22 protein-coding genes are annotated in these 23,566 nt (G+C 45.9%); 17 read left to right on the top strand and 5 right to left on the bottom strand.

Going from position 1 to position 23,566, the window contains the following annotated elements; all coding sequences use genetic code 11:
- Positions 1-73 precede the first annotated feature (73 nt).
- The 10 genes from MAR181_RS01115 to ahpF all read left to right on the top strand — a co-directional run bounded on the left by MAR181_RS01115 (position 74) and on the right by ahpF (position 9,969).
- Complete coding sequence (locus MAR181_RS01115; RefSeq protein ID WP_013794769.1) at positions 74-874, top strand: putative hydro-lyase; 801 nt, start codon at positions 74-76, stop codon at positions 872-874.
- A 94-nt stretch (positions 875-968) separates the two neighbouring features.
- A complete protein-coding gene (locus tag MAR181_RS01110; RefSeq protein ID WP_013794768.1) occupies positions 969-1,931 on the top strand; it encodes a TRAP transporter substrate-binding protein in 963 nt (320 codons plus the stop codon).
- A 98-nt stretch (positions 1,932-2,029) separates the two neighbouring features.
- Entirely contained in the window at positions 2,030-2,548 is a 519-nt protein-coding gene (locus MAR181_RS01105) for a TRAP transporter small permease (protein ID WP_013794767.1), read from the top strand.
- Positions 2,548-3,855, top strand: coding sequence for a TRAP transporter large permease (locus MAR181_RS01100; protein WP_013794766.1), 1,308 nt, complete (start codon positions 2,548-2,550; stop codon positions 3,853-3,855). Before MAR181_RS01105 ends, MAR181_RS01100 begins: the two co-directional genes overlap by 1 nt.
- A gap of 20 nt (positions 3,856-3,875) precedes the next feature.
- Positions 3,876-4,628 (top strand): 5-oxoprolinase subunit PxpA, encoded by a 753-nt coding sequence (locus MAR181_RS01095; RefSeq protein WP_013794765.1) that lies wholly within the window; start codon positions 3,876-3,878, stop codon positions 4,626-4,628.
- Between the two features lie 3 nt (positions 4,629-4,631).
- Positions 4,632-5,345, top strand: a complete 714-nt coding sequence (gene pxpB / locus MAR181_RS01090) for a 5-oxoprolinase subunit PxpB (RefSeq protein WP_013794764.1) — start codon at positions 4,632-4,634, stop codon at positions 5,343-5,345.
- Entirely contained in the window at positions 5,335-6,258 is a 924-nt protein-coding gene (locus MAR181_RS01085) for a 5-oxoprolinase subunit C family protein (RefSeq protein WP_013794763.1), read from the top strand. Before pxpB ends, MAR181_RS01085 begins: the two co-directional genes overlap by 11 nt.
- Positions 6,259-6,504: 246 nt before the next feature.
- The gene (locus MAR181_RS01080) at positions 6,505-7,608 is read left to right on the top strand and encodes an HD domain-containing phosphohydrolase (RefSeq protein ID WP_013794762.1); all 1,104 of its coding nucleotides are present in this window, start codon (positions 6,505-6,507) and stop codon (positions 7,606-7,608) included.
- Positions 7,609-7,689: 81 nt separating this feature from the next.
- Positions 7,690-8,247 (top strand): alkyl hydroperoxide reductase subunit C, encoded by a 558-nt coding sequence (gene ahpC, locus MAR181_RS01075; RefSeq protein ID WP_013794761.1) that lies wholly within the window; start codon positions 7,690-7,692, stop codon positions 8,245-8,247.
- Between the two features lie 174 nt (positions 8,248-8,421).
- Positions 8,422-9,969: an alkyl hydroperoxide reductase subunit F gene (gene ahpF, locus MAR181_RS01070; RefSeq protein ID WP_013794760.1), complete on the top strand. Its 1,548-nt coding sequence runs from the start codon at positions 8,422-8,424 to the stop codon at positions 9,967-9,969.
- A 172-nt stretch (positions 9,970-10,141) separates the two neighbouring features.
- On the opposite strand, the gene MAR181_RS01065 is transcribed toward ahpF, so the two are convergent.
- Together MAR181_RS01065 and MAR181_RS01060 are read right to left on the bottom strand one after the other, a co-directional pair.
- Positions 10,142-10,702 (bottom strand): HdeD family acid-resistance protein, encoded by a 561-nt coding sequence (locus tag MAR181_RS01065; RefSeq protein WP_013794759.1) that lies wholly within the window; start codon positions 10,700-10,702, stop codon positions 10,142-10,144.
- A gap of 150 nt (positions 10,703-10,852) precedes the next feature.
- Positions 10,853-11,710 (bottom strand): LysR substrate-binding domain-containing protein, encoded by an 858-nt coding sequence (locus MAR181_RS01060; RefSeq protein ID WP_013794758.1) that lies wholly within the window; start codon positions 11,708-11,710, stop codon positions 10,853-10,855.
- 121 nt (positions 11,711-11,831) lie between these two features.
- Between MAR181_RS01060 and MAR181_RS01055 the strand changes: the two genes are divergently transcribed.
- Entirely contained in the window at positions 11,832-12,746 is a 915-nt protein-coding gene (locus MAR181_RS01055) for a DMT family transporter (protein ID WP_013794757.1), read from the top strand.
- A gap of 108 nt (positions 12,747-12,854) precedes the next feature.
- On the opposite strand, the gene MAR181_RS01050 is transcribed toward MAR181_RS01055, so the two are convergent.
- The gene (locus MAR181_RS01050) at positions 12,855-13,739 is read right to left on the bottom strand and encodes an alpha/beta hydrolase (protein ID WP_013794756.1); all 885 of its coding nucleotides are present in this window, start codon (positions 13,737-13,739) and stop codon (positions 12,855-12,857) included.
- Between the two features lie 259 nt (positions 13,740-13,998).
- Here MAR181_RS01050 and MAR181_RS01045 point away from each other — a divergent pair, with 259 nt between their 5' ends.
- The 4 genes from MAR181_RS01045 (at position 13,999) to MAR181_RS01030 (ending at position 19,662) form a co-directional block, all read left to right on the top strand.
- The gene (locus MAR181_RS01045) at positions 13,999-14,883 is read left to right on the top strand and encodes a helix-turn-helix domain-containing protein (protein ID WP_013794755.1); all 885 of its coding nucleotides are present in this window, start codon (positions 13,999-14,001) and stop codon (positions 14,881-14,883) included.
- A 203-nt stretch (positions 14,884-15,086) separates the two neighbouring features.
- Positions 15,087-16,349 carry an MFS transporter gene (locus MAR181_RS01040; RefSeq protein ID WP_013794754.1) on the top strand — a complete coding sequence of 421 codons (1,263 nt, stop codon included), beginning with the start codon at positions 15,087-15,089 and terminating at the stop codon, positions 16,347-16,349.
- 25 nt (positions 16,350-16,374) lie between these two features.
- The gene (locus MAR181_RS01035; RefSeq protein WP_013794753.1) at positions 16,375-18,417 is read left to right on the top strand and encodes a TonB-dependent receptor; all 2,043 of its coding nucleotides are present in this window, start codon (positions 16,375-16,377) and stop codon (positions 18,415-18,417) included.
- A 96-nt stretch (positions 18,418-18,513) separates the two neighbouring features.
- Positions 18,514-19,662 (top strand): siderophore-interacting protein, encoded by a 1,149-nt coding sequence (locus tag MAR181_RS01030; RefSeq protein ID WP_013794752.1) that lies wholly within the window; start codon positions 18,514-18,516, stop codon positions 19,660-19,662.
- A 36-nt stretch (positions 19,663-19,698) separates the two neighbouring features.
- On the opposite strand, the gene MAR181_RS01025 is transcribed toward MAR181_RS01030, so the two are convergent.
- Complete coding sequence (locus tag MAR181_RS01025) at positions 19,699-20,013, bottom strand: helix-turn-helix domain-containing protein (RefSeq protein WP_013794751.1); 315 nt, start codon at positions 20,011-20,013, stop codon at positions 19,699-19,701.
- Between the two features lie 163 nt (positions 20,014-20,176).
- Complete coding sequence (locus MAR181_RS01020; protein WP_013794750.1) at positions 20,177-20,518, bottom strand: zinc ribbon domain-containing protein YjdM; 342 nt, start codon at positions 20,516-20,518, stop codon at positions 20,177-20,179.
- 178 nt (positions 20,519-20,696) lie between these two features.
- Here MAR181_RS01020 and MAR181_RS01015 point away from each other — a divergent pair, with 178 nt between their 5' ends.
- Positions 20,697-22,016, top strand: a complete 1,320-nt coding sequence (locus tag MAR181_RS01015) for a DASH family cryptochrome (protein ID WP_013794749.1) — start codon at positions 20,697-20,699, stop codon at positions 22,014-22,016.
- Entirely contained in the window at positions 22,013-23,563 is a 1,551-nt protein-coding gene (locus tag MAR181_RS01010; RefSeq protein ID WP_013794748.1) for a cryptochrome/photolyase family protein, read from the top strand. Before MAR181_RS01015 ends, MAR181_RS01010 begins: the two co-directional genes overlap by 4 nt.
- Positions 23,564-23,566 lie beyond the last annotated feature (3 nt).

Below are 23,566 nucleotides of genomic sequence, written 5' to 3'. Positions count from 1 at the left end.
CGATTAGACTTTTTGTGGCTCGGCACTCTACTCTTAGAAAAAACAGAATGTGCAAGAATAAGGAACCACTCTAATGACCCAACTGGCAACGCCTCTACTGCAACAAACGTATGAATTGCGTCAAGCCATTCGTAGTCGAGCCCATACCGGGCCAACCAGTGGCTTAGCGACCGGCGCAATGCAAGGCAACATTGTCATACTGCCAGCTGAATGGGCTAATGAGTTTTTACTCTACTGCCAAAAGAATCCTATCGCTTGCCCATTAATCGGTGTGTCAGAAGTCGGGGATTTTCACCTGCCAGACTTGGGTAAAGACATCGACATGCGACATGATCTGCCAGAATATTATGTCTACCGTGATGGGGTGAAAGTCGAAAGCCGCGCTGACATTGCCGATTTGTGGCGAGACGATCTCGTGGTATTTGTTTTAGGCTGCTCTTTCTCCTTTGAAAATGCCTTATCGCAAGCTGGATTAACACCGCGCAACATCAGTGAAGACGTCAATGTCTCCATGTATGAATCCAACATTGCCACTGTGCCAGCCGGACGTTTTTTTGGTAATACCGTGGTCACTATGCGTCCTTATACCCCTAAAGAAGCGATTCGAGCGATTCAGATCACCACACGCTTCCCTAAAGCACATGGCGCACCACTGCATTTCGGTACCCCACAAGACATTGGTATTCATGACTTAGACAAGCCTGATTTCGGCGATGCGGTTTCCGTTAAAGACGGTGAAGTACCAATCTTCTGGGCCTGTGGCGTAACACCCCAAGTCGCTGTACGCAACGCTAAACCACCGTTTTGTATCACCCATGCACCCGGCAAAATGCTGGTCACTGACATGTTAGATATGGACTTAGCCGTCCTCTAATCTCTTTGCTTTACGCTGCCTTTCCCTCCCAGGCGAGGTGGCGCTTTTAATAACAAAAAACAAACTTAACCCTTCAACGAAAGGATCAGGAACAATGAAAAAACTCACCACAGCACTCGTTATCGGCAGTGTCTTATCCACCTCCGCACTCGCGGCCAAATGGCACATGCCAACCCCTTATGGCGATGGTAACCTGCCAACGCAAATTGCTTATGGCTTTGCTGAAGAAATCAAAGACAAAACCAGCGGCGATTTAGACATTACCGTTCACTCTGCAGGCTCTTTGGTAAAACACACCGAGATTCCTCGCGCTGTAAAAACAGGCCAAGTACAAATGGGAGAAGTCTTCCTCGGTATCTTAGGCAACGAACACCCGGTGTTCAAACACGACAACATTCCATTCCTAGCCACCTCCTTTGAGGACGCAAAAAAACTCTGGGAAGCCGCCAAACCACAAGTCGAACAGCAGTTAGACAAAAGCGGAATGAAACTCTTGTATGCGGTTGCCTGGCCTGCACAAAGTCTGTACACCAAAATGCCAGTCAACACGTTAAGCGATCTTGCAGGCGCAAAAATGCGTGCTTACAGCCCATCCACCTCTCGCTTAGCTGACTTAATGGGCACCACTCCAACAACGATTCAAGTGCCGGATATTCCTCAAGCCTTCAGTACCGGCATCATCCAAGCCATGATTACCTCTCCATCTACCGGTGTCGACAGCCAAGCATGGGATTATGTGAGCTACTACACAGACGTAAAAGCCTGGATTCCTAAAAACGTCGTGGTGGTGAACAAGCGCGCTTTTCGTCGCTTAGATAAAAACACCCAAAATGCCATCCTAGAAGCCGCAAAGCATGCTGAAGCCCTAGGTTGGGAAAAAGTCGCTGAACGGGCGGCCAGTGATAAAGCCAAGCTGATAGACAATGGTATGAAAGTCAGCGATCCGTCTCCTGAATTGCTAAATCAATTACAAGCCATTGGCGCAACTATGATTGAGGAATGGAAAGCCGAAGCGCCAAAAGAAGTTGGCGAAATCTTAACGCGTTACCAAAACTAAATTCGGCTTAGCATCGAATTTGGTCTTCCAACACCGTCTGGTTTCTTCGCCCCCATCTCAGTAGGCTAGACGGTGTCTTTCCAGCAAAAGTGAACACTATGAAGCAAATAAAAGAAAAACTGTATCTCTGTTCCGGCTTACTGGCTGGTTTGTGCATTATCCTCATCACCTTATTATTGCTGGCACAAATTGTCGGACGTTTATTCGGTTTCATTGTACCGTCGGCGGAAGACTTCGCCGGTTATGCGTTAGCCGCTTCGACCTTTCTTGGCCTCGCCTACACCTTCAAAGAAGGTGGCCACATTCGGGTCACACTGCTGATTCAGCGCTTCTCTCCCGTGTCTCGTAAATGGCAAGAAGGCCTTATCCTCGCGTTTTCGTTAGCGCTCATGAGTTATGTGTCTTACGCCTGTGCTTACATGGTGTATGAATCTTACCTTTACGATGAGGTCTCTTACGGTTACATTCCGGTGCCTCTTTGGATTCCTCAAACCCCAGTTGCTATAGGTGTCATTGCCTTAAATTTGGCCATATTGGATGCATTCATTACCGTCCTAAAGGGCAAAACACCTAACTACAGTGAGCACGAAGACACGCTTGCGCTGGAGGAAATCTAATGGATATGCTGTGGATTTCGATTCTCCTCGCCTTTGCTTTATTGGCACTATTATCACTGGGTGTTTGGGTATCCTTTACCCTGATCGCCATTGGTGGACTTGGACTGGTTTTATCTGAAAATTATCAAGTGGATCTTTTGTTTGCGACTTCCAGTTGGGGGGCCAGCACCGCTTGGTCATTAACCGCTTTGCCCCTGTTTATCTGGATGGGCGAAGTGTTATTTCGAACGCGTTTATCAGAAGACTTATTCAAAGGCTTATCTCCTTGGTTGAGCGGAGTACCAGGCAAGCTGTTACACGTCAATATTTTAAGCTGTGGCATTTTCGCCGCTGTGTCAGGTTCTTCCGCGGCGACTGCTGCTACTATTGGCCGTATGACCTTACCCGAACTGCGCAAACAAGGTTACAGTGAGCGGATGGCCATCGGCACCTTAGCCGGTTCGGGGACCTTAGGCTTGCTGATTCCCCCCTCTATCATTCTCATTGTCTATGGCGTCGCCGCCGAAGTGTCCATTGCTCGTTTGTTCATTGCTGGCGCCTTACCGGGTCTGTTACTGGTCAGTTTGTTTATGGGCTTTACCATGATGTGGGGCTATCTTCGCAAGGACGAACTGCCAAAGACCAGCAAGCAAGACACCAGTTGGTCTGCTCGCCTTAAAGCACTGCGTAAACTCTTACCTGTGGTCGGCTTAATTGGTTTCGTACTGGGGTCAATTTATGGCGGCATCACCACTCCGACAGAAGCCGCCGCCATCGGCGTCACAGGGGCCTTAGTGCTCGCAGCCGCAACCGGATCATTAAGTCGTAATAGTTTTATGAAAAGCTTACTTGGCGCGGTGAAAAGTTCCTGTATGATCGGCTTTATTCTGGTCGGCGCTCACTTCCTAACCTTGGCCATGGGCTTCCTAGGCATTCCTAAAGCCCTAGCATTATGGATTGGTGGACTTTCTTTATCACCAATGGAATTGATCCTTTACCTTACCCTGTTGTTTGTTGTTTTAGGGTGTTTCCTTGATGGAATCTCGGTTGTGGTACTAACGGTGGCGGTCGTTTTACCTATGGTCGAAGCGGCCAATATTGATCTACTTTGGTTCGGTATTTTCATTGTGTTGGTGGTCGAAATGTCGCAAATTACGCCTCCAGTCGGCTTTAATTTATTTGTCATTCAAGCCTTAACGGGGAAGAACATCCTTTACGTTGCTAAAGCCGCTCTGCCATTTTTCTTGTTAATTGGTGTGGCCATAGGTTTGATTAGCTTGTTCCCCGAAATTGTCACCTACTTACCTGCGACCATGTCGCAAAAGTAAATCTCTAAGGATCGATTAAAATGAAATTAAATTGTGATATGGGCGAAGCCTTCGGCGCTTGGAAAATGGGGCAAGATGATCACATCATGCCTTTCGTAGATCAAGCCAACATCGCTTGCGGTTTCCATGCATCCGATCCACACACCATGGCCAAAACCGTGGCCTTGGCAAAACAACATAATGTCACGATTGGGGCTCACCCGGCCTACCCAGACCTAGTCGGCTTTGGTCGCCGTAATATGGACATCGCGCCAGCCGAGTTAAAAGCCTTAATTCAATATCAAATTGGGGCATTGAACGGCATTTGTGCTGGTCAAAATACCCAAGTGACTTACGTTAAGCCTCACGGAGCTTTATATAACACCATGATGGCCGATTTCACTGTGCTAGACACGGTTATGCAGGCCGTCAGTGAATTGGATAACCGCTTAATCCTCATGGTCATGGCGGTTCCAGAAGCACCACAAATCAAACTCATGGCAGAAAAATATGCGCTAACCTTATGGTTTGAAGCGTTCGCAGACCGTTTGTATACTGACGAAGGTCGACTGACCCCACGCAAAGAGCCTGATGCCGTTCATGCCAGCTTTGAGAAAATTGAACAACAAGTGGTACAACTCTGTGAAACGGGCACGTTAACCACAGCTTCAGGCCAAGCTCTGCCGATTCATGCCGATACTATTTGTGTCCACGGCGATGGGGATCACGCGCTGGATGCAGTCACTCGTATCCGCACGTTAGTTAATGCCATTCATTCTGGAAACACGAAATAAATCATGATCCAAGCTGTTCTTCCCCCTTTACCTGACATTGATATGGTCAGTGATAATGCCTGTCTACTGACATTCAGTCAGACCATTAGCGAAGCCGTTTCGGATCGTATCGCCCATGTCAGCCACCAGCTTACGTCACTTTCTGGCATTATTGATTTAGTGCCATCCTACACAACGTTATTGGTGATATTTGATGGCGATCATTATGATCGTTTTGCAATTTGCAAAGCCATTCGTGACCGAATTGCTGACCCTGTCCCCAACACAAGTCAACAAACCGATGTCCGCGAGATTGTGATTCCAGTGTATTACGGTACCGAGGTAGGACCGGACTTAGACGACGTTGCCGCACACTGTGGGATGTCAAGTAATGAGGTCATTAAACAGCACAGCTCGAACCTTTATCGTGCCTATGCCATCGGCTTTACCCCAGGGTTTGCGTTTTTAGGCAATACGCCTGCAGCACTGCATATCGGTCGTAAAACCACCCCTCGTCTAAAAGTCCCCATTGGCAGTGTCGCCATTGCCGAAAACCAAACCGCCGTTTACCCAAGTGTGACACCGGGGGGCTGGCAGATAATAGGTCGTACGCCTATTCAATTGATCGATTGGGGAAGTGACAATTTGGCGCTGATTGCGATGGGGGACAAGGTTCGCTTTGAGCCCATATCACGACAAGATTTTTTAGCTCAAGGAGGCAAACTGGATGGCTTTTAAGGTTATCAAGCCCGGTATGCTGGCATTACTTCAGGATCTCGGTCGTCACGGTCATCAGGCCATTGGTTTGACCACCGGAGGGCCAATGGATGAATTGGCCTTTCGTTGGGGCAACGCTTTACTCGACAATGACGATAATACACAGCAGTTGGAAATTACGTTTGGCATGCTGTCTCTGGAAGCTCAAGCCGATACCAGCATTGCACTGACCGGCGCCGACTTAGCCGCCACCCTCAATGATAAAAGCCTCACACCTTGGCAAACCTATGCAGTTAAACAAGGGGACATTCTTTCATTCCAGCAGCCCGTATGGGGACTCCGCGCGTATCTATCGGTAAAAGGCGGCTTCCAAGCTGATACCACTCTTGGCAGTGTCGCGACTGTGATGCGTGAGAAAATTGGCGGTCTAACTGGAACAGGTGAAAAGCTTCAAAAGGGCGATGTCTTACCCTATCTCGCCAACCAAACCCATCAACCAAGATCGGTCCCTAGAGCGGCAATCCCAAATTACAGTCTGCGTGAAATCCCATTGATATTAGGTTATCAATATCAAAGCTTTTCAGATTTAGAAAGAGCTCACTTTTTTTCCAACGATTACACCATATCGCAAAACAGTGATCGCATGGGATATCGCTTAGAAGGTCATGCCATTATCAGCGAAACCCCTGGCATCATTTCAGAAGGCATTGCCTATGGTGCCGTACAGATCCCCAAAGACGGGCAACCCATTGTCTTATTAAGGGACCGTCAAACCATTGGTGGGTACCCTAAAATGGGTTGTGTGACTCGTTTTGGCGGTGGTCTATTGGCCCAGAAAAAACCGGGAGAACACATTCAATTCACCCCCATTACCGTCGACCAAGCAGAACATGAGCGTCACCTTCAAATGGCTCGACTGCAGCAATGGCGCTAAACTCGATCCGGACTTAAGCCGCTCTTTTACATTCTGTTTCAGTCGTGTAAAAGAGCGCAACATTCCTCATGTCTATCTTACATATCATGACAGATCTCTGTCTGAGAATTTCTCACTTATCGCTTACCCTTTATTAGGAAGGTATCAACAGTGAAATAACATTCTTGTCTCATATTTGACTATGTTTATTTCGACTTACGTTGAGAAAACCGTAACGCAGTAGATAAACCTAATAGAGTTAAGATAATGACAATGATAAACCGCATTGATTTAGAGGCTGCTCTGTCTAAGCCGAATTTGCTTTTAATTGATGATTCAAAAGAAGACATCAATTTACTGACTATGTGGCTCTATAGGGATCATCAAATCAGTGTGGCGGCCGATGTCGAAAATGCGTTGTCCATGTTAAACGAAGCCGATATTCCAAAACCGGATCTAATCCTGCTTAACGCGACCTCCGCGGACATTGAAATTGACCAACTTAGCCAACAATTAAACAAAGACCACACGACCAAACATGCTCCGGTTATTCTTATCGTTCATGATAATGACAAAGAAGAGGAAAATTTTAGAGAAGATAGCAACGCCGTGGATTACATCACCAAGCCTTTTCATCCCAAACAAGTTCTCGCACGTGTACGGACTCATGTCACATTACACAAGCAAAATCGTCAGCTTTTAAAACGGCTAAAACAACACACTAAAGACTTGCATAACAGTAAGATACAAGTCATCCAGCACCTGCATCGCGCAGGCAAACATAAGGATAACGAATCCCACGCTCATGTTATTCGAATGAGTCTGATCAGCAAGCTATTAGCCGAATATACTGAGCAAGATCAGGCTTGGGTAGAACGTATATTCCATGCCACCCCCATGCATGATGTCGGCAAAATTGGTGTGCCTGACAGCATACTTCACAAGACAGAAAATCTCACACCCGATGAAGTCCGAATCATGCAAGAACATACTCTCTTCGGGGCACAAATCCTTGAATCAGATAATGACCCCCTGTTACTCATGGCCAGTGTGATCGCCTTAACTCACCATGAAAAATGGGATGGTAGTGGCTACCCAAATGGCTTACAAACAGACCAAATTCCACTTGAGGGTCGTATTGTCGCCCTAGCCGATGCTCTGGATACCCTAATGTCACCAAGCCATGAAGAGGCAACTTGGACAGAACAACACATTGTCAACTATCTAATGGAACAAAAAGGTCAACATTTTGATCCAAATTTAACCGACATTGCCATCGAACAATTACCGCAAATCATTGAAATATTGGAACTTTATCCAGATCATGAAGACAACAACCAGCAATATAGTTTTTTTAAATCAACTCGCTAAATAATAACAATTTTATTAATAATTAATAATCTCCTACTATGGCTCTCGTTGGTAACGCAAACACTTATTAGGAGATACACAATGATCAACACTCAAATCAAACCATTCAATGCAACTGCTTTTAAAAACGGCGAATTCGTAGAAATCTCTGAAAAAGACGTACTAGGCAAATGGGCCGTGTTCTTCTTTTACCCTGCTGACTTCACTTTTGTCTGCCCAACGGAACTTGGTGACGTGGCTGACAAATACGAAGAACTGCAATCTCGTGGTGTTGAAGTATTCTCTGTTTCAACAGACACTCACTTCACTCACAAAGCATGGCACGACAGCTCTGACACCATTAGTAAAATCAACTACTACATGGTTGGCGACCAAACTGGCAACATCACCAACAACTTCAACGTCATGCGTGAAGGCCAAGGCCTTGCAGATCGTGCTACTTTCCTGATCGATCCAGAAGGCACTATCCAAGCGATGGAAATCACAGCGGAAGGTATTGGCCGTGACGCAGAAGACCTACTTCGCAAAGTAAAAGCAGCACAATACGTTGCCGCTCACCCAGGCGAAGTTTGCCCTGCTAAATGGAAAGAAGGCGAAGCAACATTGGCTCCTTCTCTAGACCTAGTCGGCAAAATCTAAGACGACTTCCCTGTAGTTGGGCGCGCCGCGCCCAACTTCGGGCTTTCACCAGATCTTGGATAACAGCCCTCAATAATTAAATTTCGGCACTCAATCCTCAAGCCTCGCTTGTTAGGAGTGGTTTTTTTCGCCCGAAATTTACGGTAATTCTCAATTTTAAACGGATTAGACACTATGTTAGACGCAAATATGAAACAACAATTGGGCACCTACCTTCAAAATATCGTTAATCCGATTGAGATTACTGTGTCCACTAATGGCAACGACAAATCAGCGGAATTACTTGCACTAGCGCAAGACATCGAGTCATTAAACAGCAGCAAAATCACTTTGATAACAGATGAAAATCCATCTGGTCGTGCGCCACAAATGGCCATTAGTCCTAAAGGCGAAGCACCTCGTGTTCGCTTTGCTGGTATCCCAATGGGACACGAATTTACGTCTCTAGTACTTGCCTTACTTCAAGCCGGTGGCCACCCTTCAAAAGCGGCGCAAGACACACTAGAGCAAATTAAAGGTTTGGACAGCGAACTGAACTTCGAGGTGTACATTTCCCTCTCTTGTCATAACTGCCCAGACGTCGTACAGGCCGTTAACCTAATGGCGGTCCTTAACCCGAAAATCACGGCCACCATGATCGACGGCGCACTCTTCCAAGGCGAAGTAGACGAGCGCAATATCATGGCCGTACCGTCGGTTTACCTAAACGGTGAGCACTTTGGACAAGGCCGCATGACCTTGGACGAGATTCTAAACAAGGTCGACACGGGGGCATCGGATAAGCAAGCCGCCGCCTTATCCGAAAAAGAAGCTTACGATGTTTTAATCGTTGGTGGAGGCCCAGCAGGTGCCGCTGCGGCAATCTATTCAGCACGTAAAGGCATACGTACCGGTGTGGTTGCAGAGCGCTTTGGTGGTCAAGTATCTGACACCATGGCCATTGAAAACTTTATTTCAGTCAAAGCCACCGACGGTCCTAAATTGGTCGCAGGGTTGGAACAACACGTTTTAGAATACGATGTTGACCTAATGAAAACTCAAAAAGCCGTTCGCTTAGAAAAGAAAGAATTTGTCGAAGTAGAACTGGAAAATGGCGCGATTCTTAAGAGTAAATCCGTTGTTCTAGCCACTGGTGCACGTTGGAGAGAAATGAACGTACCCGGCGAACAAGAGTACCGTGGCAAAGGCGTGGCTTACTGCCCACACTGTGACGGCCCATTGTTCAAAGGTAAGAAAACGGCGGTTATCGGTGGTGGTAACTCGGGAATTGAAGCGGCCATTGACCTAGCGGGTATCGTAGAACATGTCACTGTTCTGGAATTTGGTGACACACTACGTGCAGACGATGTATTGGTGAAAAAAGCGGAATCATTGCCAAACGTGTCCATCATTAAAAATGCCATGACGACCGAAGTATTGGGCGATGACGAACGCGTCATTGGCTTGAAATACACAGATCGCAAAACCGACGAGTCTCACTTGGTCGATGTGGCAGGTATCTTCGTACAGATTGGCTTGGTGCCAAACAGCGAATTCCTAAAAGATACGCTGGAACTGACCAACCGAGGAGAAATTGTGGTGAACGGACATGGTGAAACCTCATTACCCGGTGTCTTTGCCGCTGGGGATGTGACCACTGCACCTTACAAGCAAATCATCGTCTCCATGGGGTCCGGAGCAACGGCAGCACTTGGCGCATTTGATTACCTAATCCGCCACTAAGTGGAGTAGGTCATCACCTGACTGAGCGGTATTCCCTTCCCACTGCTCAGTCGCTACTCACTTCTGTTTTCGCCTCTTGTGGTCTTGCACCTCAAGAGGCTTTTTCTGATCTAGACATTAGCGAATATTAAGGGTTTTGAGCTCTTTATCTTTATACTGGATCTGATCCAATCTAGCGACTAAACGCTTTCACCAAAGCCCATAAACCAAAACCATTGATAATCAGGTTAATCCCTACAATGACGCTTAAAAAGATTGGCGCGTTTTTTGGTAAATCCCATAACATAAGTAAGGCCATGGCGAGAGATAAGACAGCCGACACCGCAACCATAGCACGATAACTGCCGGTTAATTTTCCTGTAAACAGGCGAATGAGTTTCACCACACCATCCACACCAAAAATGACCGCCATGATTAAGCCTAAGCTAATCACGCCGCTAAGAGGATTGCTTAACAAGATAAACGCAATGAGCGCGAAGATAAGACCATTCACCAAATCGTAAGCCACGCCGCGCCAATGGCGTATAAAGAAGGCATGAGCAAAGCTGGTCACAGCTGCTATAAACAATGTCCAACCTAGAATGGTTTCAATGCCAAGGGCAAACGCGGTGGGCGCGATTAAAGCATAAAGCCCCAATACAATAAAAACACCTGCAATGATTTTCAGCACGGTTTGATGTTTTTGAATGGCCTGTTTAAGCAGTTCGCTTGGCGAATGAAAATCGACTGACATGGTAAATTCCTTCTTTCGTTTAGACATCAATGCATTAAGTTGACTAACATCCAGTCTAACAAGGCATGTAAAGTATGGCTATGTGGTGCCAAGCAGGAATCGTTGAAACTTTATGGATCAATTTAGACCCCTTTTGTAGTCGGTTCATTTTTATGGTTTTTTTACGCTTGTCGCCAGCTCAACAAATGCACTGATGGCGCTGGTAGGGTTGTCTTTTCGGGCGACTAAATAGGTCGTTGCTTGAGCAATATCATCATCAACTTGACGATAAGCTAAGCCATCCGTTTTATGCAATGCCAGCAAAGACTTAGGCACCATACCTATTCCCATGCCTGCAATCACACAACCAAGCATGGTGTAGTGACTGGGTATTTCAATCACGCGTTCACAGGTTCGCGCTTGTCGTTTCAACCATTTTTCCAAACGATGGCGATAGGAACAGCCTTTGTTATAGCCCACCATAGTTAAAGTATTAGGCAATTCTTCTCGTGCTAGCCAAGCTTCAGGCATGATCAAAACCAGCTCTTCTTCATAGCAAGGGTGACAGATCAATCTCGGATCGTCAGGTGGATCAGACACCATGGCCAAGTCTAATTCGCCTTCCAACACCTTTTCAATCAATGGCATGGACGCCGAGGTCATTAACTCAATTTGAACTTGTGGGTAGGTTGTATGGTAATCCGTTAATAAGCTTGGCAAACGCGAAGCCGCGCTACTTTCCATGGAGCCTAAGCGAAACAACCCTGAGGGTTCTTGATGCGTCAATTCGGCGATCGCTTGTTTTTGTAACTGCAGTATTTTATCGGTGTAATCCAACAATCTAAGACCAGCCGATGTCACCGAAAGTCGGTTGTGTTCGCGTAAAAATAGGTTCACATTCAGTTCAGCTTCTAACTTTTTCAGTCGTGCCGTAACGTTAGACGGTACCCGATGCAATGCCTCTGCGGCACGCGTTACCCCTTTATGTTCAACCACGGCTTTAAAAACAATTAAATCTGAAATATCCACACAACACCTAATTCAATCTATTTGATTCATTTTAAATGAACGATATGTTCTTTATTATTCATTATTAATGAAATGTAGCATAGCCTAAACTGATTAAAAGACAAACAGAAAAGGCATCCTCATGAGCAACTCCCACTCGAACACCCTACCCATTACAGGTATTAGCTATGCACTCGCGGCAGTGGTGATATGGACTGGCTTTATCTTGGTCTCTAAAGCGGGATCACTGGCCGCACTGGCACTACCCGATATGATGATGGTTCGCTTCGGCACCGCCTTTGTCTTATTTTTCCCCTTTATTTGGCAACATCGCCACACCATTCTTCAGTGGCGTATGCTGGTGTTAGGCAGCATTGGTGGACTCGCTTATGCTTTATCTGTATTCAATGGTTTTGACCATGCCCCCGCCACTCATGCGGCATTATTGCTGCCTGGTTTAATGCCAATCATGATTGCCGTATTTGCTTTCTTCCTGGCGAATGAGCGTCACAATCACGTCGCTTGGTTCGGCATTATGCTCAGTAGTTTAGGCATTGTGGCGCTCATCTCTGAAACCCTAATAACTGGGGCATCTTATTGGCTTGGTGATGCAAGCTTTATCCTAGCCTGTATGTTCTGGGGCATTTTTACCGTGCTATTACGTCGCTGGAAATTTGCTCCTTGGCAAGCAACACTAGGCATCATTGCAGTGACAACGGGTTTATTCGCCCCCATTTATGCTTTGTTTCTACCTCATCAGATAGGTCAGGCCTCTTGGGAAATGATTAGCCTACAAGCGTTTTATCAAGGTGTGATGGCAACCACAGTTCAAATGGTTTGCTATGGACGAGCGGTTCACTTAATCGGTGCGACCAGAATGGGTAGCCTAATGGCATTAGTACCGGTATTTGCCAGTACCTTGGCAGTCCCCTTGTTTGGCGAAAGTTGGAGCTTAGGCTTAACCATTGCCCTAATCTGTATTTTACTAGGAACACTTGTTGGAAATGTTTCAACTCATTTACTACGCCGTAAATTTGTTAGTAAATATATTGCCTAGCACCTTTATGCCAAATTACTGGTGACTAAAGCACAATGGATAAAACACAGAGAGTGCTAGACAATGAAGGACTTATAATAAGCGGCAGAACTCAGTCACTAAGCGCCTTTATTGAGCAAAGGCGCGTTTTAGGAAATCGATCACAGGTGCCACTTCGGCATCAAACTTGTCACCGCCATGACGACCACCTTCCACCAAACGAAGCTCAACGGATGTTACCCCTGAACGACCTTCCATCACGGAATACAATCTTTTTGATTGCAGGGGCGAAACAACGAAGTCACTTGTACCATGCACCAACAAAGTCGGCGGAATGCTCGCATCCTCTGGCATGCCTTGTAAAAATATCAGTGGGCTGGCGGCATCGGCCAAAGCTTTATTTTCAGTCACTGTTGCTCCAACCAATATGGATTCTGGTGTTGGCTCTTCGTCCATGCCTTTGCGATCCGTTACGTCATCCTGCTCTCTATCCGTTGCTATGTGATATAAATCGGACGGCGCATACCATGACACTATCGCTTTTAATTGTGTAGCAGACGACTGAGCCTGGTCGAAACCTGACCACAATGCTAAATGAGCGCCTGAGGATTGCCCCCAAACGGCCACCTTACTTCCATCATAGCCATATTGATCTGCGTTATTCCGAATAAAGTCGAATGCGGCTCTCAGATCATTCAATTGCGTTGGCCAGGTTGCTTGTGTGCTGTATGTGTAGTTAATAGACACTAACGCCATACCTGCTTTCATCAATTGATTTACACGATCATAGAGCTCAATTTGAGACTTATCATTACGGAACCAACGACCCCCATGAATGAAGACAACAACAGGAGGATTCGACACATTATCAGGCAAATACACATCCAACTGATTACGCTCCCGATCTCCATAGCGAACATCTTTTATCATCTCTACCGCATGCACCGATGTTGATAGCATCCCCAAAACCACAAATCCTAACGTTAATTTTTTAAACATGACGGCCAATGTCATTCTAATCCCCTTTAATACGATCAATATACGACTCATTAATATTCATGAATAAATGAAGTCTAGATCATCATACGCCGTAATTATTCAATAAATACGCATATCACACTTCTAAATACGCAACAGTGCGTTGTCATTCTCCGAACTCAAGTTAACGCAAAGAATTTTAGAAAATAACCTTCGCAATTGATAATGATTATTAATACTATAACAGTTATCTGTTGCTGGCTTTGCTGGCACTACCTTGTTAGGAGAAAGCACCGTGTCTTTTCATTCTGTTGAGCAAATTGCGACGTTTGAACAATTTAACTTAGATTTCGATCCATCAAGCTGGGTCCGGACAGTTAACCATCATTTTGATGAAGACACTTCCATTGTGAATGTTCACCAACCGGGCCTGTATATTTCCATGATAGGAAAGTGTCAGTGCCAAACATTGAACAAAGGCATGGACAGACAAAAGGACTACAGTCATAACTACATGGTAGCGTTAGTTGACGAATCGTGCCCTTCCTACATGAACTTCCCAAGCGACAGCACCTGGCAAACCTTTTCCATTCACTTGTCTTTAGAGCACCTAGGACAAAGGAGCATACTGCCTGAATTAACCAGCAATGTGCCGCATAATGTTCCTCAAGTACGATTAGCAGAAGCGGGTCCAATTCCAGTGGACATCCTTCAATGCTGCGAAGCGGTATGGAACTGTGATTTACAAGGGTTTGAGCGCGAGCTTTTTATTAAAGCCAAAGCCCAAGAAGTGCTGGCATTGTTTCTTCACCAACACCGTCTAAAAAGCCAAGCTACTCAGAATATTCGAATCGATCAATTAAATCACGCCTTAAACCACATACAAATGAACTTGCAACTGGACTGGCCCCTGTCGGCCGTAGCTCGTCTCGCAGGCAGCAATCGCACTTATGTTAAACAAGACATCAAACAGTTACTGGGCATGAGCTTTCGCGATTGGCTACGTAAAACTCGTATCGAAACCGCTCAAAAGCGACTCGGCAGCAGCCAACCTATTACCGATATCGCTCACGATATCGGCTTCAAAAGCCAAGCACATTTCGCCACCCTGTTTAAAAGCGAGGTGGGCGTTACCCCAAGTGAATATCGCCAATCTCTGAGCATACGACACTCAGCTTAGCCATTTTTTCCGTTTTCAAAAGTGACATGTCTGCTTTCGAAAGAAGGCTCTCTCTTTCCTCGATAGACTCTTTAAACCGTCTTAGCAGGTCTGTTTCTTTTTCACAAAAGCTTACTTCGACAGTTAACCCCTTATGCAAACGACATTGACGTCGCTCACTTGCGTCTTAATGATCCGCATAAGATGACCTTTAGGATTTACCCATGAAAAACAGCCATTACCCCTGGTTCATGATAGCCAGCACCTATGTGACGCAATACATAGGAGTCGCCTTTATTCTCTCAGCGGCCGTTGCTATCCTGCGTCAGCAGGGCGCTGAACTGGATCAGTTAGCCCTATTAAACCTCGCTGTACTGCCTCTTGCCGGGAAGATTTTCTATGCCCCGATAATTGATAAATTTCACGTAAACTTACGATATATATGTTTAGTAAATCTACAAGGTAGATACCAAAGTTGGCTCATACTCGCTCAAGGGGGCATGACATTACTGCTTGTCTTAGCGGGCGCTTTAGACTTCGAAACGCAATTTAGCGGGATATTGTTGGTGTTGGCCTGCTATGTTTTTTTCATGAGCATTCAAGATGTCTCAATTGATGGTCTCTCCTGCAAATTGTTTGATGCAGACACCCGTAAGTTTGCGAACAGTGTTCAATTCTCAGGAAACTTACTCGGCAACATCATTGGTGGTGGCTTGATTCTAATGTTTTACCCTTGGTTAGGATGGCAAGGATCTTTATGGTTGTTGGCCGGTTTGACCGCCCTATCACTTGTGCAAATGCTGTTTTTCAAAGAGCCAGATCACGCTGCAGAACCAAGACCATACAACGAAAGCGACCAATACCTTCTTAAAGACATTAAAGAGTTCATTCTAAAGCACAAACCTTGGTTTCTAATATTAGGTCTGTATCCGATTGGCTCAACCTGTGGATTCGCGTTACTAAACCCTCTTCTTGTCGATCAAGGCTGGCCACTCGATGACATTGGCTTCGTGATGAAAATTTACGGTTCTATCGTAGGACTCTTTTCAGCGCTACTCGCCACACCACTCATCAATCAAATTGGGCGCTTAAATGCTCTGGTCATGGTGACGTTTATACAATTCACCTCCCTGATTTTTGTGCTGTTCTTAACACTAGGTGCCACCAGTAAAGGCATGGTTTATGCAGCCATTACCTTACATTTCATCAGCTTCCCCGCGATGTTGGTTGTGTCTTCCACCATCATGATGGACAAAGCAGCCCTCACGCTAAGAAAAGCGACTTTTTTCACGCTTCAGTTCAGCGTGGCATCCCTACTTGGTTTTGCCTATTCCGCGGCAAGCTTAGCACTAGCAAAACACCTGCAGTACAGCAGTGTTGTCGCTGGCGGCGCCGTCATCACCCTACTGATTGCCTGCGTGATTCGCCCATTATTAAAACGAAGCCAAATACAGGCTTTGCCACCTCACCGTCATGCCATACGTTAGCCATATCATAATAAGGAAAGATTCAATGTCGAATAGAATAAAAATACGCGCTCACAGCTCTTACAAGCTCTCCGTGGTCGCCTTGTCTATTATGAGTGCCATGATGACCCAGCCACTGTTCGCGGCTGAAGTTGATCTCGATACCATAGTCATCACAGGCGAAAAAATGGATAAGACGCTGAAAGACACCATCACAGCCGTCACAGTGATGACATCTGACGAGCTTGAAACAGGCGAAACCAAGCAGGCAAAAGACATAGCAACACAAGCGCCCAATGTTATTCCTGGGTCCTTTGGCAACATTAACATACGAGGTATTTCGGGCGGTGGCGCGGCAACCGGTGGTCTAGCTTTAATAACCGGCTCTCGTGCTCGAGTCGCTACCGTAGTTGACGGTATGTCACAAGACTGGTCCGGATACAACTTTTCGCCTATTGGTTTATGGGACGCTCAGCAAGTGGAAGTCTTACGTGGGCCACAATCAACAGCACAAGGCGCGAGTGCGATCGCCGGCGCCCTTGTCATCAATACCAATGACCCGACCTTTGAAAACGACGCCGCGGTTCAAGTCGGTTTAGAAAGCTACAAAAACGGCAATCTGAAATACAATCTAGCCGCCATGACATCTGGGGCCATTATGGAAGATGAGTTGGCGTATCGCATCGCCATGGATGAAACCAAAGGAGAAGGTTGGCTAAACTATGATACCAATGGGTATGATGACACGCCGAACTTAAGTGAATCTGAGAGTCTAAATATCCGAGGTAAACTCCTGTGGCAGCCTGCTAGCCTGCCTGAACTCTCTGCCAAGCTGACCGTCAATCATCATAAAAACAAGGGTGAACACATTCGCTTCGCCAGTAATACAGAAGAGGGAATAGATAGCCAAACACTTACCTTGGGCAGCGGAACCATCTCTCGCCAACAAGATTCAACGGACAAATCCATTGCCCTTGATGTGGACTACCAACTCAAAAGCGGCCTCACCAACTCACTGCACGTCAGCCATAGTAACTCGGATTTATACGCAGATGGCTATTCTGTGGCTACGGCTACCAACACATATGACATTCAACAAGACACTAGCTCGTTAGAAAACCGACTGATCTTTAACGATCAAGAATCTAACTGGGCCGGTGTATTAGGACTTTATGCTTCTAGCAAGGATTCTGTGATTGACGCCACACAAGGTATCTTGAACATAGATACTCGCTACACGACAAATACCACCGCGGCCTATGGCGAAACGACGTATGCCTTATCCAACCTGACTCAGGCCAGTCTAGGGTTGCGCATCGAACACGAAGACGTTGATAAAACCGGTTCATTTTTTGGACGCAGCGATGTAAATCAAGACCTAGACCAGACCCACTACCTACCTAAGATCGGTCTCACTCACGCGATGTCAGACTCAACCACGCTTGGGGCGAGCATTCGCAAAGGCTATAGCCCTTCTGGTACTGGCATTAACACATCGACAAATGAAGCATATGAATTCGACAGTGAAACCGTGACCGCCTATGAAGTCAGCAGTAAGAGCGTCTTCGACAATGGCACACGAATAAGCGCCAACCTTTTCTACAATGACTATACGGACTATCAAGCGGCAAGTGGTTTTACCGTCGTCAATGTCGAAGCCGCTCATACTTATGGCGTCGAACTGGAAACCAGCACTTGGCTGACAAACGACGTAGAATTACACGGTTCTATTGGTTTATTACGCACTGAAATCGATAAAAATGATGGCAATAAAGGCAATCAGTTATCAGGTGCTCCAGAAACAAACATTGGCTTAGGCTTCACACAATACGTAGGCGACAATTGGTCATTCGGTGGCGATGCAAATTATGTTGGTCAATATTACTCCACCCTTGATAACAGTGCCGACAGCGAAGTCGGCAATCACACTGTTTTTGATGCTCGCGCTCAATATCTCTTAGGTGATTTGACCATCACTGGCTATGTTAAAAACCTCACGAACGAAGACCTAGTGTATTACCGTGAAGGCACCGTCGCGACAGTAGGGCAAACTCGTACAATTGGCATCAGTGCCCTGTACCATTTGTAGTATCCAAGCGTCTGCCACTAAGACATAACTCACCATAGGGGCTTGCTTACCCCTATGGCTATTTAAATTTTTCGCCACCAGCTCACCAGAGGTAACATGGCATCACGTTCCCCCATCCAAGACTCAGATCACAAACTCGATATACTTGAACACGTTAATCAAGATCACAGTGAAGAAGTATTGGCCATTGCCGAAAGCCATCTAAACGGCTCATTCAAGATAGTGTCGGCCAAGATAGTGGATCTCTTTGAAGAAGGGGTTTTAATTCAAGCTAGCACATTGGATGAGAAAACGTCTGAGAGCAACACCTCAGATAATCATCAAGATGTTTTCGCTCCTTTTGTCATTAACGGTAGCTTAGAAGATAAAATTTTATACCTTGCCTATGCCGCGATTGTGAAACAAGGCCGTGATTTTAGCGGCACTGGAAAACGCTTTTTCGAAGTCATTAATACGCAGAATATCACACGAAATATCACACGATTAACGCTGCAATCTTCAACGCCATTACCAGATTACTACCCAGGTCATGCCTTTGCTTTTGTGTTAAAAAGTTTGCAGAAGCGACCGGAATTCGTGGCATCCCCACAGAATAAAAAATCCTGGCAGAAAAACCTATTTGATCGCGTCTTTATCTGGTTAATGAAACATCTGTCCAATAAACAGCGTCAAAAACTCCTGATGAGCGCCAACAAAGACGTTCGCCTTTACACGCTTCGTAAAGCTTGGCAATCAGAAGCGTCTGACTTTATCGATCAAGCTCATGTTGATATTTTTACCCATGACAACACGCTAGGCAGTCAATGGGCAAACAGCCTTAACAAAGGTGACATTATTTCCAGTCGCTCGGAAGCCAAAGACAAACACCCACATTTGCATCAAGGCCAAGCGTTACTCATCGCAGACGAAACCGCCTACCCAGCCCTTGCCGGTATTTTAGAGCAATGGCAAAACCCCATCGCACCTTACATCATCTTACTCAGCGAGAAAGAATCGGAACAAGCTTATTTCAGCCACACAGACTTGCCAAATGACGCTCAAATAGAACGCATTGTTTGCGCCCCTCAACAACAAGGGAAGAAAGTGTTAACGGTTCTGGAGAAAATCACTGAGATTGATGCGGTTTGGGGAGCGTTTGAGTCCGACTCCGCCAAACAAGTTCGTCACTTTTTACGCAACGAGCGAAAAGTCATGGGAAGGAACAACCACACCAAAGCGTATTGGCGCTTAAACACTAAACGCTAAACTGACAGGATTCATCGTTCGCCGCTCATTAGAAAATTAACCCAGCGTTTTTCCAACCAATAAATAGCATGCCAAATGGGGCTCTATCGGCGCTAAGCTGGATTTGACCCCAAAAGGTTCGAACACCTTATTAATCATGGCTTGTGCTGGGCTGCCTTTGTCTAACTCAATGTCCGTTAAGCTACGACGACTCACACCCACTTGATCAGCAAACTCACCTTGAGAGATCCCAAGAAATTGCTTACGCAGATACTTCAGTAGCTGCCCCTGAGTCAGCTCTCCCAGCATGTGTTGCCTAAGAAGATCAATGAGCAAATTCTGTTTCTGCTCGTCTGTCAAAGTCGATTTCACGATAAGCCTCCAATGCGCAATATCATGCTCAAAATATAGTCTACATTGGATGAATGGGAAAATAATTACTCATTTTATTCTGCAGAAACAAAAAATGAGCATTATTATGCTCATTTTTCAGTATTCACAAGAGACGTTTCCCAGCTCTTTTTCCGTCCGGAGACTAGGCTGACGCTTTTTTCACAAATTGGGACTTCAGCATCATGTCACCAGCACCATCCACTTTACAGTCAATGTCGTGATCGCCATCAACCAAGCGTTTAATCGTTGCTTTAGTGCCAATCTTAAGGACTTGTGAAGACCCTTTCACTTTTAAGTCTTTTGCTAGCGTGACCTTGTCCCCTTCTTGCAACTGTTTACCGCTGGCATCTTTAATGATCAATGCCTCTTCGTCCACTTCCACTTCATTGGGATTCCATTCATGGGCACATTCAGGGCAAATCAACATTGCCTGATCTTCATAAACATACTCAGAATTACATTTAGGACAATTTGGAAGACTCATATTGGTTAAGACCTTTCGTTCAACATAATAAATTTCGCCGCATTATAACCCCATTTTTACTAAGGTTTTTGTTTGTCGGCAAAAATTCCTTTTTTTATGCGTAACCATCCTAGAAAGCAATCCAAATAAGCCGACGTTGCGTATCGAAATAAAGCGATCCGATCAATGAGGGTGTGTGATGAAAATGGGATTGGTATGGTTCGGTAATGACCTGCGTTGTACCGACCAACAAATGTTATGGCGTGCGGCCCAGGAAGTGGATCAGCTTATTTGCCTATATTGCGATGAACCGGAACACACACGCCCCAGTCGGTATGCGACACAAGGCATGTCAGACAACAGACGCCAATTCCTCTATCAAGGGTTAGACAGTCTTGCACAGCAGCTCGATTCATTGGGTCATCCCCTGTTTGTGAGTCAATTAGACGCCATTAACAGCCTGACATTATTGCTTAATGAGTTGCCTATTTCACATATTTACATGAATCATCGGGCAGGCTGGAATGAACAAGAGTCCCTACGCCATTTGACAAGTCAGTTCTCGGATGTACGCTTTCACATTGATCATGGACAGTCACTGTTTGAAGCTTGGCGACTGCCTTTTAACATCACAGAGTTGCCAGATACCTTTTCAAAGTTTCGCCGCCAAATTACGTCTTTAAACATCACAGAGCCGTTGCCGAGCATTCTGCAATTACCGCTCCCTGTCCACTGTTCGCTCACCCAGATACAGGCTTGGCAAATTCGCCCAGTCACAACTGAATCACTCTTTACTGGTGGCGAAAAAGCCGCGCAACAGCAATTGAAGTACTACTTCAACAGCAACTTACCACGCCATTACAAGCAGGTACGCAATGCATTAGCTGGTTGGGAGAACTCCACCAAATTTTCTGCTTGGCTAGCGCAAGGCAGCTTGTCACCGAAACAGGTAATCGCTGCGTTAACAAAGTACGAAGCCGAACAAGGCGCGAATGAATCGACTGACTGGATCTATTTCGAGCTGCTCTGGCGCGAATATTTTCATTGGTACGCCACCTGTCATGGTCGCGCCTTGTTCACGGTAAATGGGCTCACCGCTACAGCGCATCATTTAAGTTTTTACCCAGAGCGTTTTCGCAAATGGTGTCGAGGCAATACCCCCTATCCGCTTGTCAATGCCTGTATGAAACAGTTAAACCAAACTGGCTACATGAGTAATCGTGGGCGTCAGATTGCCGCCAGTTGTTTGATTTACGAATTGGGCATTGATTGGCGCTATGGCGCCGCTTACTTTGAAGAGCAATTAATCGACTATGACGTTGGTTCAAACTGGGGAAATTGGCAATACATCGCAGGTGTCGGTGCTGATCCTAGAGGAGGCCGCCATTTTGATTTGGAGAAACAAACCCAGCTCTATGATCCGAACCATGCTTTTATTGATCAATGGCAAGGGGCAGATTTTGACCCTCAGCTGGATTCAGTCGATGCCGCAGATTGGCCAGTCTACCCTCACTCATGAACCAATATCATACTCTCCGTTTTTTATTGGGTGATCAGCTCAACGCCAGTCATTCTTGGTTCCATCAACAAGATGCGGGGGTATTGTACCTTATTGCCGAATTGCCTTCCGAAACGAGCTACGTCAAACACCATATACAAAAGCTGTGTGCTTTTTTTCTCGCCATGGAAGGCTTTGCTAAAGCCCTCCAAAGTGCAGGTCACGAGGTTCAATACCTAACCCTTGATGAAACACAGGATTGCACGATCAATGACATTTTAACGTCTCTCGCCAATGATATTGGGGCACAGAAAATTGAGCTTCAAAGACCAGACGAATATCGACTACTGACGGTTTTTAAGGCATTCGTCGAGACCAGTGAATTAACCGTCAGCATGTGTGATACCGAACATTTTTTATTACCCTTTGACGAAATCCCACAGCACTTTAAAGAAAAACACAGCGTTCGTATGGAACATTTTTATCGCAAAATGCGCCAACGCTTTGACATTTTAATGAACGAAGAAGGTCAGCCCGAAGGAGGAAAATGGAATTACGACGCTAGCAATCGTCAAAAACTCAAAACCGACGATTTAAGCAGTATCCCTCAACCACTGTGTTTTCAACACGATATTAAAGGCCTATTGGCTCGCCTCAAAAGACACCATATAGTGGCCATTGGGCATGTTGGGGAAAGCTTAAGCTGGCCCATCACAAGACGCGAAGCCCATCAACTATTAGGGTACTTTTGTGATCGCTTATTGGTCAATTTCGGTCGTTTCCAAGATGCCATGACCAGCCAATCTGAACACGCTTGGAGCCTATACCACTCGCGTCTATCCTTTGCCCTAAACTGTAAACTGATCTCCCCCATGCAAGTCATTCAGACTGCCATAGCCAGCTATCGGCAGAACGATCAAATCGACCTTGCTCAAATAGAGGGATTCGTTCGACAAATTCTTGGTTGGCGAGAATACGTACGCGGTATGTATTGGATCAATATGCCGGACTACCATCATCAAAACGCCTTGCAGGCCAACCGTGATTTACCTGAGTATTTTTGGACGGGTGAAACCAAAATGAATTGTTTGGCCAATGCCATTGGTCAATCTTTGGAATTTGCTTATGCACACCATATTCAACGCTTAATGATTACGGGGAATTTTGCGCTCTTAACCGGCATTGAGCCAAAACAAGTCGATGAATGGTATTTGGGAATTTATGTTGATGCCATTGAATGGGTTGAATTGCCCAATACTCGTGGCATGAGCCAATTCGCAGACGGGGGTTGGGTCGCCTCCAAACCCTATGCGGCAAGTGGCCGCTATGTACAGAAAATGAGTGACTACTGTGGTTCTTGCCATTACAAGGTGAAGGACAAAACAGGCGAGCAAGCCTGCCCACTCAACAGCTTATATTGGCGATTTATGATGAAACACAGAGATTGGCTGGCGAAGAATCCGCGCATCAGCATGATTTACGGCAATTGGGACAAACAAAGCTCAGCACAACAACACGCCGTGCTGGAAAGAGCAGAATGGTGTTTGACCCACATCGAAAGTTTATGAGCT

This window comes from Marinomonas posidonica IVIA-Po-181 (genome assembly GCF_000214215.1).
Lineage (GTDB): Bacteria > Pseudomonadota > Gammaproteobacteria > Pseudomonadales > Marinomonadaceae > Marinomonas > Marinomonas posidonica.
Note: the sequence above shows the minus strand (reverse complement) of the source record. Positions and strands in the feature narration are given on the sequence as shown.

Bases quoted from the DNA above. Each gene is read 5' to 3' on its own strand.
- MAR181_RS01115 (WP_013794769.1), top strand. From the start codon at position 74: ATGACCCAACTGGCAACGCCTCTACTGCAACAAACGTATGAATTGCGT.
- MAR181_RS01110 (WP_013794768.1), top strand. From the start codon at position 969: ATGAAAAAACTCACCACAGCACTCGTTATCGGCAGTGTCTTATCCACC.
- MAR181_RS01105 (WP_013794767.1), top strand. From the start codon at position 2,030: ATGAAGCAAATAAAAGAAAAACTGTATCTCTGTTCCGGCTTACTGGCT.
- MAR181_RS01100 (WP_013794766.1), top strand. From the start codon at position 2,548: ATGGATATGCTGTGGATTTCGATTCTCCTCGCCTTTGCTTTATTGGCA.
- MAR181_RS01095 (WP_013794765.1), top strand. From the start codon at position 3,876: ATGAAATTAAATTGTGATATGGGCGAAGCCTTCGGCGCTTGGAAAATG.
- pxpB (WP_013794764.1), top strand. From the start codon at position 4,632: ATGATCCAAGCTGTTCTTCCCCCTTTACCTGACATTGATATGGTCAGT.
- MAR181_RS01085 (WP_013794763.1), top strand. From the start codon at position 5,335: ATGGCTTTTAAGGTTATCAAGCCCGGTATGCTGGCATTACTTCAGGAT.
- MAR181_RS01080 (WP_013794762.1), top strand. From the start codon at position 6,505: ATGACAATGATAAACCGCATTGATTTAGAGGCTGCTCTGTCTAAGCCG.
- ahpC (WP_013794761.1), top strand. From the start codon at position 7,690: ATGATCAACACTCAAATCAAACCATTCAATGCAACTGCTTTTAAAAAC.
- ahpF (WP_013794760.1), top strand. From the start codon at position 8,422: ATGTTAGACGCAAATATGAAACAACAATTGGGCACCTACCTTCAAAAT.
- MAR181_RS01065 (WP_013794759.1), bottom strand. From the start codon at position 10,702: ATGTCAGTCGATTTTCATTCGCCAAGCGAACTGCTTAAACAGGCCATT.
- MAR181_RS01055 (WP_013794757.1), top strand. From the start codon at position 11,832: ATGAGCAACTCCCACTCGAACACCCTACCCATTACAGGTATTAGCTAT.
- MAR181_RS01050 (WP_013794756.1), bottom strand. From the start codon at position 13,739: ATGACATTGGCCGTCATGTTTAAAAAATTAACGTTAGGATTTGTGGTT.
- MAR181_RS01040 (WP_013794754.1), top strand. From the start codon at position 15,087: ATGAAAAACAGCCATTACCCCTGGTTCATGATAGCCAGCACCTATGTG.
- MAR181_RS01035 (WP_013794753.1), top strand. From the start codon at position 16,375: ATGTCGAATAGAATAAAAATACGCGCTCACAGCTCTTACAAGCTCTCC.
- MAR181_RS01030 (WP_013794752.1), top strand. From the start codon at position 18,514: ATGGCATCACGTTCCCCCATCCAAGACTCAGATCACAAACTCGATATA.
- MAR181_RS01020 (WP_013794750.1), bottom strand. From the start codon at position 20,518: ATGAGTCTTCCAAATTGTCCTAAATGTAATTCTGAGTATGTTTATGAA.
- MAR181_RS01015 (WP_013794749.1), top strand. From the start codon at position 20,697: ATGAAAATGGGATTGGTATGGTTCGGTAATGACCTGCGTTGTACCGAC.
- MAR181_RS01010 (WP_013794748.1), top strand. From the start codon at position 22,013: ATGAACCAATATCATACTCTCCGTTTTTTATTGGGTGATCAGCTCAAC.